The organism is Bacillus sp. B25(2016b) (assembly GCF_001679765.1).
Classification (GTDB): Bacteria; Bacillota; Bacilli; order Bacillales; family Bacillaceae_G; genus Bacillus_A; species Bacillus_A thuringiensis_K.
The window spans coordinates 2,193,022-2,202,191 of record NZ_CP016285.1 but is presented as its reverse complement, the minus strand read 5'-3'; the positions used below and the strand labels follow the sequence as shown (position 1 = coordinate 2,202,191).

The window sequence follows — 9,170 nt, the reverse complement described above, 5'->3', positions numbered from 1 at the left end:
CCTGTTATTCCGGTCGGCCCCGTTTCTCCGGTTGGGCCTGTTATTCCGGTCCGCCCCGTTTCTCCGGTTGCTCCTGTTATTCCGGTTGGGCCTGTTATCCCTGTTGGTCCAGTCGGTCCTGTTTCTCCGGTTGGAATATAAATTGGTGGAAGAATCGGAAAGGTAGGTCCAATATTTTCTGGTCCTATCATCCCCTTATTCAATGATAAATTGTCATTGCGTTTCAATTTAATACCTCATTCCACATGTTTTTTAATTCATACACATCATTATGACCCTATCATTAAAGAAAAAATTTATAACTATTCTCTTTTTTCTTCCCAAAGAATTATTACATATATTAAACATTTTACCGTTGCTATAACCGCTTTAATTAATATAATAAATTAATCATTCTATTTAAAAAGTACTAAATCTATAACATTCTTATTTAAAAAGTTGAGGTGATTTATATTCAAGATAATAATGAAATTAGAAAAAAGGAATTAATATCAATGGCTCTTGACATTATTTTCCCTTACAGGCTTACTGGACCTACGGGGCCTACCGGGAATACTGGATCTACCGGCAGTACTGGGTCTACTGGGAGTACTGGGCCTACCGGCAGTACTGGGTCTACTGGGAGTACTGGGCCTACAGGCAGTACTGGATCTACTGGGTCTACGGGGTCTACTGGGCCTACCGGCAGTACTGGGTCTATCGTTACAACCAACTCTATGTTCGCTAATAATACATCAGGTGGTCCTGTTTCAGTCATATTAGGAGGAACAAACATTCCACTTTCAAATAACCAAAGTCTTGGTAATTTTACAGTTAACGCTTCAAATGACGTATTTACAATTCCTGTAACTGGAAGATATCATTTAACCTATCAAGTTAATACGACAACCGCTCTACTTGCTGGAACTAGACTACTATTAAACGCTTCTACGCCAATTCCTGGCTCTATTTTTTCTCCCGCTTTATCAACTTCAAATTATAGTAATAATTTAATTACTAATTTAAATGCTGGTAATACAATTTCACTACAATTATTTGGTATATTATCTGTCGTGAATTTAGTTGGAGGTGGATCAACAGGTGCCTCTCTTACAATTATACGAATTGATTAAAAAATGATTCATTCTTTTTATAATAAACAACCTAAATACTCAATTGGTAAATATTACGATAGTGATTACGTAATAAAAGTAAATTGTACTATATCCATAGTAGAAAACATCTATACTAAATTTTCCGTATATATATTATCAATTTACACTTCCCCCATGTCGATGTTACATTAAAGATGAAGATTGTTTCTTTTTTACAGACCATCTCAATATGTATTTGAGGAACATCTCCAATCCTATACGCGAGAGCAATACTATATTGACACTCAATTGAGTGTCTTTTTTTATATTCAAAAAAATAAAACCATCTCTTATAGATGGTTTTAACAATACACTTTTACTCTTCATATTATTGCCAGCTTATAAAGCTGGATAATAAATAGTCATACTTAACCGAGTTAATGTTCTTCCTGAGTTAGTATAAGTATGCGGTCTATCCGCCTTAAAGCGAATTGAGTCCCCATTATTTAACGTATATTGACAATCATTTATGTCAATTGTCAATTCCCCTTCAAATACTGTTATAAACTCCTCTGTTCCTTCTTTATGCGCTTCTGAACTTAATTTCCCTTCTGTATCAATTTCAACCATATAGATTTCAAAGTTCCTATCATCTTGGAAAGGAAATGAGGGATACACCTTATATTTCCCATTGTCTTCAGACAATACTTGAACATCATTTCGTAAAACTACTTTCGTATCAGGCTTTGGATTATTGATTAAAGAGGTAAAGGATACTTTCAAACCATTAGCAATTTTCCATATTGTCGTTATTGTCGGGCTTGAATCTCCTCTTTCTATTTGTCCAATCATTGTTTTACTTACACCTGTTAATTGAGAGACCTTTTCTAAACTTAATTTTTCTTTTTCACGTATTGATTTTAAATTTTTTGCCAGAATAAGTTGAATTTCTTCCATAAAAAACACTCCTACACTGTATACAATATAACGACCGTTATGTATAATAAAAAACGTTATATTGTTCTTTTTGGTCATTATAACACACAAAAAATAAGGAGGTTGAAATGCCTATATTTTCTTTTTTGTTATTTGTATTTATAAGTAGCTTCACACCTGGTCCTAACAATTTCTTAGCTATGACATACGCAAATCAACATGGATTAAAGAGAAGCATAAACTTTTGCTTTGGAGTAGCATTCGGTTTTTTCATCCTCACTTCTTTATGTAGTTTCTTTAATATTGTATTAATTAATATTGTCCCTATAATTGAATTTCCTTTAAAAATTTTAGGTGTCACGTATATGCTATATTTAGCCTTTAAAATAATCACTAGTAAAGGCGGTGCAGATCACAATGAAAAAAATAATAAAAACTTATTTACAGTGGGTATTTTCCTTCAATTTTTTAACCCTAAAGGAATATTATTCGGACTCACAGTAGTCTCTACTTTTATACTCCCTTACTACAATTCATATTCAAGTTTTCTACTTTTCTCATTATTTCTAGGTATAGTCGGTTTACTGAGTACATTTAGTTGGAGCCTTTTTGGTTCCATGTTTCAAAAACTTTTATTAAAACATAATCAATTATTTAACATCATTATGGCTGTTTTATTAGTTTTCAGTGCTATTTCAATTGTTATCCACTAGCTATCAACTCATTCTGGATGCTTTTTTTCATCCTCTTTTCTGTATACACCACATCATTATTATAATAATCTTAAAATGTTTTTATTAATAATCCATTTCGTAGTTCTAATTTATGGATTGGGACTACGAAATAAACTAGAATGTTTCTCACTTTATAATATTAATTTTGTTTTGTGACGCTAGCTTAATAAAGCTCTTCAATATTATTCAATTTAATATTATACGATTGTATGCAAAATGAAAACAATAAGTCTACAACATAGGCATTTGAAAATCTTTTTATAATTATAGAAAAAAAATACGTTATAATATAAATTACTGTTCTTTAGGAGGATCACAATGTCTGATAAGTATAAATTTTTAATTCTCATTGTTACCGCATTTTTTCATTCTTTTCTTTAATAAAAGATTTTCGCAATACTTCAAAAGGTTTCTTTTGGGGTAGTTTTATAATTCTTACAAGCTTCATGATACTATTAATACATGCTCTAGATTTAACTCAAATATTTTTTTATCCAAAGCAAATTGCGCTTGAATTTATTACAATACCACGTAAATTACTTCTACCATCTGTCACTGAGGCCGCCAGTTTCCCTCCAACACTAAGATAATAATTTGATGAAGAGCTCTTTCTAAAAGAGCTCTTTTTTAACCTGAACGTACCATATACAAAATCCAACCTTAATCACTTAATTACTTATAAGAATCTAACTTGTAAAACGCATAATAATTATATTTATTTACTAGTATACAAGCCGTATCTCTTAGTAGAAGCACAGCATAATATACGATACAGGACAAAACTTTCAAAAAAACTTGTCTGAGTTAATTCTCAAAAAGGGGTGAATATAAATGCCTATCGTTAAACCTTTTATAGCTGGAAGACGATTTGTAAGTACAGCAGCAACAGGAACTGCTGCTGGAGCAGATTTAACTTTTGCTAACACAGACTTCACTGATGATACTGGTGCTGTAACAACATTCCCTGCTTCATATGCCTTTTTAACACTTTATATTAATGGTGTTATTCAAACAGGTGATACTATTACTGGTGTAACTACTACAGCTGCTACTATTGTAGGAGGAGCTGTCCTAGATGGAGGCACTCCTATCGCAATTGAATTTACTATAACGTAACTTTAGTTGTCTTTTTAGAGGTTTCATTAAAAGAAACCTCTAATTTTAAAAGTTCATATCAATTTTAGTAGCAACTACATAATACAGTGCATATACTAGATAGAATGATAGAAATTTATACTCACTCTCAAAAAGAGCACTTATCTATAGTGATCTTTTATATAGCGCAATAATTTTTCGTCTATTTGCTCTTGGAGAACCTACTAAGCAGTTAGCTAAATTAGCTAACTGCTTTTTCCATATAGTATTTATTATTATTCATAGCTTTATCCGTAATAGTAACGCTTATGCACTATCTACTATAAATTTTCATATATTGTATTATGCTTGTCCAAAATGTGAAGTTAATACTCACGAAATCTAAATACAAGAAAGGAGTGAAAATATGCGCTCATCCATTCGTAAATTCGCTAATTTTAATTGTGAAGCACAAGCATCTAGTACACTACCTGCCCTAGGTTTTGCCTTCAATGCTACTTCACCTCAATTTGCAACATTATTTACACCACTACTATTACCTAGTACAGGCCCAAATCCTAACATTACTGTCCCTGTAATCAATGATACAATTAGTACTGGAACTGGTATTAAAATTCAGGTAGCTGGTATTTATCAAATTAGCTATACATTAACGATTAGCCTTGATAACGTTCCAGTAGCCCCGGAAGCAGCACGCTTTTTCTTGACATTAAATTCATCGACTAATGTTATTGCAGGATCCGGAACCGCAGTCCGTTCTAATATTATCGGAACTGGTGAAGTCGATGTATCAAGTGGTGTCATTCTAATTAACTTAAACCCTGGTGATTTAATTCAAATTGTCCCCGTTGAAGTAATAGGTACAGTAGATATTCGTTCTGCAGCGTTAACAGTTGCGCAAATTCGTTAATAAAGTGAAACTTTAATGAGCCCTCACCAATCGGGCTTTTACGGGCAGTCCAGCCCCCACCTAACTTCTTTGCTTCCACTAAATTTTGAGGTGGGGGTCTTACTGCCCGGCAAATAACAGGATAAAAACAAAAGACTTGGCTAATTAACATTTAATATGTTCCTTATACACAATATCTTTTTATAGATTTTACACACATTTATATCAAACAAGCATATTTTATTGTATGACTATATAGTCATACAAATCTAAAGCGTTCATAAAAGCACACTTATATGTGTGCTTTATTTTTAATTAAAACCTACAACATTCTCACACAATATCCATATATTATCTTGATTCCTCTCTAAATATATGGTTTGTCTCAGAGCGCTTTTAACAGTGCTCTTTTTATTTAAATTCCAATTTTTAAGGTTCGATTTTATGATTTACGTTATACACATGCTACGCTACTTTTGAAACAAGGTATACATCCAAAGACTGTAAGTGAACACTTCAGTTATAAACATATGTTCATAACATTAAATCGCTATTCACATGTTTTGCCTGGAATGCAGGAGGATACTGTTAAAACATGTAGTGAAAAACTATTTGAATAGTAATATTTATAAATATAAAAAATGCGGTTTCTCCTCTCAAGAGAAACCGCAACATATCAATGCTTTTACTATATTTTAAACTGACTCGTATACAAATCAAAATAGAATCCTTTATCTTTCATAAGAGATTCGTGATCCCCTCTTTCTAAAATTCTTCCATCCTTTATAACAAGGATTTGATCTGCTTTTTCAATTGTTTTAAGTCGATGAGCGATCACAAAACTTGTGCGACCTCTCATTAAATTATTTAGTCCTGCTTGTATTTGTAATTCTGTTCTTGTGTCAATATTAGATGTCGCTTCATCGAGAATTAATATATCTGCATCTGCTAAAATTGCTCGTGCAATCGCAAGAAGTTGTTTCTGTCCTTGACTTAAATTCGATCCTTCTGAAGCAATTTCTGTTTCATATTGATTTGGCAAATGCTTAATAAAAGTATGTGCAGATGCTGCCTTAGCCGCAGTGATGACTTCTTCATCAGTAGCATCTAAGCGTCCATAACGGATATTATCCATAATCGAACCAGCAAATAAATACGTATCCTGTAAAACTACTCCTATTTTACTTCGTAAAGAATTAATATCATAATCTTTTATATCTTTTTCATCAATATGAATTTGTCCTTGCTGTATATCATAAAAGCGAGTTAACAAATTAATGATTGTTGTTTTCCCTGATCCAGTCGGACCAACTAAAGCAATTGTCTCTCCTGGCTGCGCTTTAAGACTCACTTCTTTTAAAATCGTTTTATTCTCTGCATAGCCAAATGAAACATTCTCAAGTGCAACATGCCCTTGTAAATTTTGTACAACAAATGCGTCTTTTTTATTTTGAATTTCTGGTACCTCATCCATAATCTCAAAAACACGTTCTCCACCAGCAACTGCCGCTTGAATTGTATTCATTAAAGTCGCAAATTGACTTAACGGTCTTGAGAATTGACGAGAATAATTAATAAAAGCTGCAATAACACCTACTGTTGTCATTCCGTTTAAGACCATAACTGATCCAGTCCCAATGACAAGCCCCATACCTAAGTTATTAATAAAGTTCATACTTGGAAAAATAAAAGCTGAAAATGTATCAGCCTTCGTAGCTGAAACTCTTAGCTGTTCATTAATTTTATTGAAATTTTGTACAGTTTCTTTTTCTTTTCCGTACAACGTCGTAACATCCGCACCTGTAATTGCTTCCTCAATAAATCCATTTAATTCACCTAAATCTTTTTGACGCTTCGCAAAGTTTTTACCACTATATGCAACTAGTTTTTTTGTAACGTAAAACATAATAGGTACTGTAATTAAAGTTACAATTGCTAAAATCCAATTTAAAGCGAACATCGCAATCGTTACACCTATAAAAGTTAACGCTGATGAAATAATTTGTACAACACTTTGTGTCAAAGCTTGATTCAAATTATCTATATCATTTGTCACCCGGCTCATTAAATCACCTTGAGAACGCACATCAAAGAACCGTAAAGAAAGCGTTTGGATTTTCTCAAAAATATCTTGTCTTATTTTTTGAATTGTTTTTAATGCAACGTTAATCATGACAAATGTTTGTAACCATGTTAAAAGTACAGTTACACCGTAAATCGCGATAAGTAACATACACATTCTTGCTGTACCACTTAAATCTTTCGGTACAATATATTGATCTATAATGACTCCCATAAAATAGGGACCTAATAATCCAAGTAAAGTAGTAACAACGACTAGAAATATAACAAACATAAGAGCAGCTTTTTGATAGCCCATATAGTTCCATATCCGCATTACAGTTCCTTGAGCATTTTTAGCTTTCCCCATCTTTGGCGTGTTTCGTCCACCTTTATTAGCAAATTGCCCTTGAAAATTACGCATGTTCTTCCCCACCTTCTTTATGCAAATTACCACCTTGGGAAAGATAAATTTCCTGATAAACCTCACTTTGTTCTAATAATTGTTCATGTGTACCATTGCCAACTAATTCACCATTATCTAATACAAGTATTTTATCCGCATCCATTATGGAAGAAATTTTGGACGCAATTAATAAAGTCGTTGTGCCTTTATATTTTGTTTTTAAAGCTGTTTGAATAGTAGCCTCTGATTTCGCATCAACTGCTGATGTAGAATCATCTAATATGAGAATCGGTGGTTTTCTCACAAGTGCCCTTGCAATTGATAGACGTTGTTTTTGTCCACCTGATAAATTTGTCGCACCTTGTGTTAAATTATATTGATAAGATTCTCCCAGCTTATTGATAAACTCAGTCGCACAAGCTGATGCAGCTGCTACTTCCAGCTCATCATGTGTTGCATCTTCTTTACCATAACGTAAATTCTCTTCTATACTACCTGAGAACAACAAAGCCTTCTGAGGTACAAACCCTATTGAAGCACGGAGTTTTTGCAAATCATATGTTTTAACATCTATTCCATCTATACATATTTCACCTTGATCAACATCATATAGACGTGGTAACAGCTTCGCTAAGGTAGATTTACCACTTCCAGTCGATCCAATAATCCCTACTTTTTCACCTTTTTGTATGCTAAACGAAATATCTTTTAAAACGTATTCATTATTTTTCGTATAGCTATAACTAACATTTTTAAATTGAATATTCCCCTCGATTTTCTCAGGTTCGATCGCATTCGCTCCGCTTATAATATCAACCTCTGTATTTAACACTTGCTGTACACGATCCGCAGATGGAAAAGCTCGCGCAATTTGAATAAATACCATGCTAATCGACATAAGTGACATTAAAATGATATTCAAGTAATTAATAAATGCCAAAATCGCTCCTACTTGAAGCGTTCCATTGAATACTTTTTCTCCACCAATCCATAATGTTGCGACAATCCCGCCACTTACAACTAGCATAATGATTGGCATCATTAAAGAAATAAGCTGCACAGCTCGAATATTTATCTTCGTTAAATTTGTATTTACATTTCCAAATTGAGCGATTTCATATTTTTGTCTTACATACGCTTTTATAACACGCACACCAGATAAATTTTCTTGTAACTTTGTATTGACTTTGTCTAATGCCTCTTGCACCTTTTTAAATGTACCACTTGCTTTGCTTGCAATTAAAATAATCGCAAGTAATAAAATTGGAATAACTACAAGTAATATTGGAAATAACTCTCGCGCTGTTACAAAAACAATAATTATACTTCCAATAAACAACAGCGGACCACGAACGAGAACACGTAATGTCATTGTCATTGCCGATTGGATGGAAGTGATATCATTCGTCACAATCGTTAATAATTTACCTGTTCCAAATGAATCACGATTATTACTAGAAAATGTTTCTATTGTCGCAAACACATCTTTTCGTATGTCTGTAGCGAAATTAACAGCTGCTTTTGTAGAATACATCATACACCCAAGCCCTCCAACTAAACCGAGTGCTGCTGCTCCTATCATAAGAAGCCCCATTTTTATTACATAATTTAAATCCCGATTTGCAATCCCAACATCAATGATATGTTGCATAATAGTCGGTTGAATTAAGTCCATCGCAACCTCAAGTACCATAAATAGCGGTCCAATAATAGCGAAGAACATGTATGGTTTTAAATACTGTAATAACTTACGAAATGATTTCATACATAATCTCCTTTTCCTATGAAATTACCACTGAATAATTCATATCCCTCCTTATTTAAGCGATATTTTTTGCAATTTCTTCATTACTTCTATTATATTATGTAAATTAATATTTAACATTATTAAATGATAAGTATTAATGACTTTCTGGTCAATACATATGCTTTATATTATGTAAATACAAAAACCGCATTCTTAATAAAAAGAATAC

8 protein-coding genes and 1 pseudogene are annotated in these 9,170 nt (G+C 32.9%); 5 read left to right on the top strand and 4 right to left on the bottom strand.

Annotated features, from left to right (window positions below; translation table 11 throughout):
* The coding region (locus BAQ53_RS11340) for an exosporium leader peptide-containing protein (protein ID WP_208906947.1) at nt 1-227 on the bottom strand (227 nt) is incomplete at its 3' end.
* 216 nt (nt 228-443) lie between these two features.
* On the opposite strand from BAQ53_RS11340, the gene BAQ53_RS11335 reads away from it, so the two are divergent.
* Nucleotides 444-1,112, top strand: coding sequence for a BclA C-terminal domain-containing protein (locus BAQ53_RS11335; protein WP_208906857.1), 669 nt, complete (start codon nt 444-446; stop codon nt 1,110-1,112).
* A gap of 360 nt (nt 1,113-1,472) precedes the next feature.
* Here BAQ53_RS11335 and BAQ53_RS11330 read toward each other — a convergent pair whose 3' ends face one another.
* Nucleotides 1,473-2,108, bottom strand: a complete 636-nt coding sequence (locus BAQ53_RS11330) for a helix-turn-helix domain-containing protein (RefSeq protein WP_003301221.1) — start codon at nt 2,106-2,108, stop codon at nt 1,473-1,475.
* Nucleotides 2,109-2,137: 29 nt separating this feature from the next.
* Here BAQ53_RS11330 and BAQ53_RS11325 point away from each other — a divergent pair, with 29 nt between their 5' ends.
* The 4 genes and pseudogenes from BAQ53_RS11325 (at nt 2,138) to exsF (ending at nt 4,748) form a co-directional block, all read left to right on the top strand.
* Complete coding sequence (locus BAQ53_RS11325; protein WP_001121277.1) at nt 2,138-2,722, top strand: LysE family translocator; 585 nt, start codon at nt 2,138-2,140, stop codon at nt 2,720-2,722.
* Nucleotides 2,723-3,061: 339 nt separating this feature from the next.
* Nucleotides 3,062-3,333: pseudogene (locus tag BAQ53_RS11320) on the top strand (hypothetical protein).
* A gap of 241 nt (nt 3,334-3,574) precedes the next feature.
* Nucleotides 3,575-3,859 carry a DUF4183 domain-containing protein gene (locus BAQ53_RS11315; RefSeq protein WP_001123247.1) on the top strand — a complete coding sequence of 95 codons (285 nt, stop codon included), beginning with the start codon at nt 3,575-3,577 and terminating at the stop codon, nt 3,857-3,859.
* Nucleotides 3,860-4,244: 385 nt separating this feature from the next.
* Nucleotides 4,245-4,748 (top strand): exosporium protein ExsF, encoded by a 504-nt coding sequence (gene exsF / locus BAQ53_RS11310; RefSeq protein WP_001257879.1) that lies wholly within the window; start codon nt 4,245-4,247, stop codon nt 4,746-4,748.
* Nucleotides 4,749-5,415: 667 nt separating this feature from the next.
* Here exsF and BAQ53_RS11305 read toward each other — a convergent pair.
* Nucleotides 5,416-7,212: an ABC transporter ATP-binding protein gene (locus BAQ53_RS11305; RefSeq protein WP_001243553.1), complete on the bottom strand. Its 1,797-nt coding sequence runs from the start codon at nt 7,210-7,212 to the stop codon at nt 5,416-5,418.
* Nucleotides 7,205-8,959: an ABC transporter ATP-binding protein gene (locus BAQ53_RS11300; RefSeq protein ID WP_000834795.1), complete on the bottom strand. Its 1,755-nt coding sequence runs from the start codon at nt 8,957-8,959 to the stop codon at nt 7,205-7,207. The genes BAQ53_RS11305 and BAQ53_RS11300 overlap by 8 nt, the downstream gene beginning before the upstream one ends.
* Nucleotides 8,960-9,170: the final 211 nt, after the last annotated feature.

Bases quoted from the DNA above. Each gene is read 5' to 3' on its own strand.
- BAQ53_RS11330 (WP_003301221.1), bottom strand. From the start codon at position 2,108: ATGACCAAAAAGAACAATATAACGTTTTTTATTATACATAACGGTCGT.
- BAQ53_RS11325 (WP_001121277.1), top strand. From the start codon at position 2,138: ATGCCTATATTTTCTTTTTTGTTATTTGTATTTATAAGTAGCTTCACA.
- BAQ53_RS11315 (WP_001123247.1), top strand. From the start codon at position 3,575: ATGCCTATCGTTAAACCTTTTATAGCTGGAAGACGATTTGTAAGTACA.
- exsF (WP_001257879.1), top strand. From the start codon at position 4,245: ATGCGCTCATCCATTCGTAAATTCGCTAATTTTAATTGTGAAGCACAA.
- BAQ53_RS11305 (WP_001243553.1), bottom strand. From the start codon at position 7,212: ATGCGTAATTTTCAAGGGCAATTTGCTAATAAAGGTGGACGAAACACG.
- BAQ53_RS11300 (WP_000834795.1), bottom strand. From the start codon at position 8,959: ATGAAATCATTTCGTAAGTTATTACAGTATTTAAAACCATACATGTTC.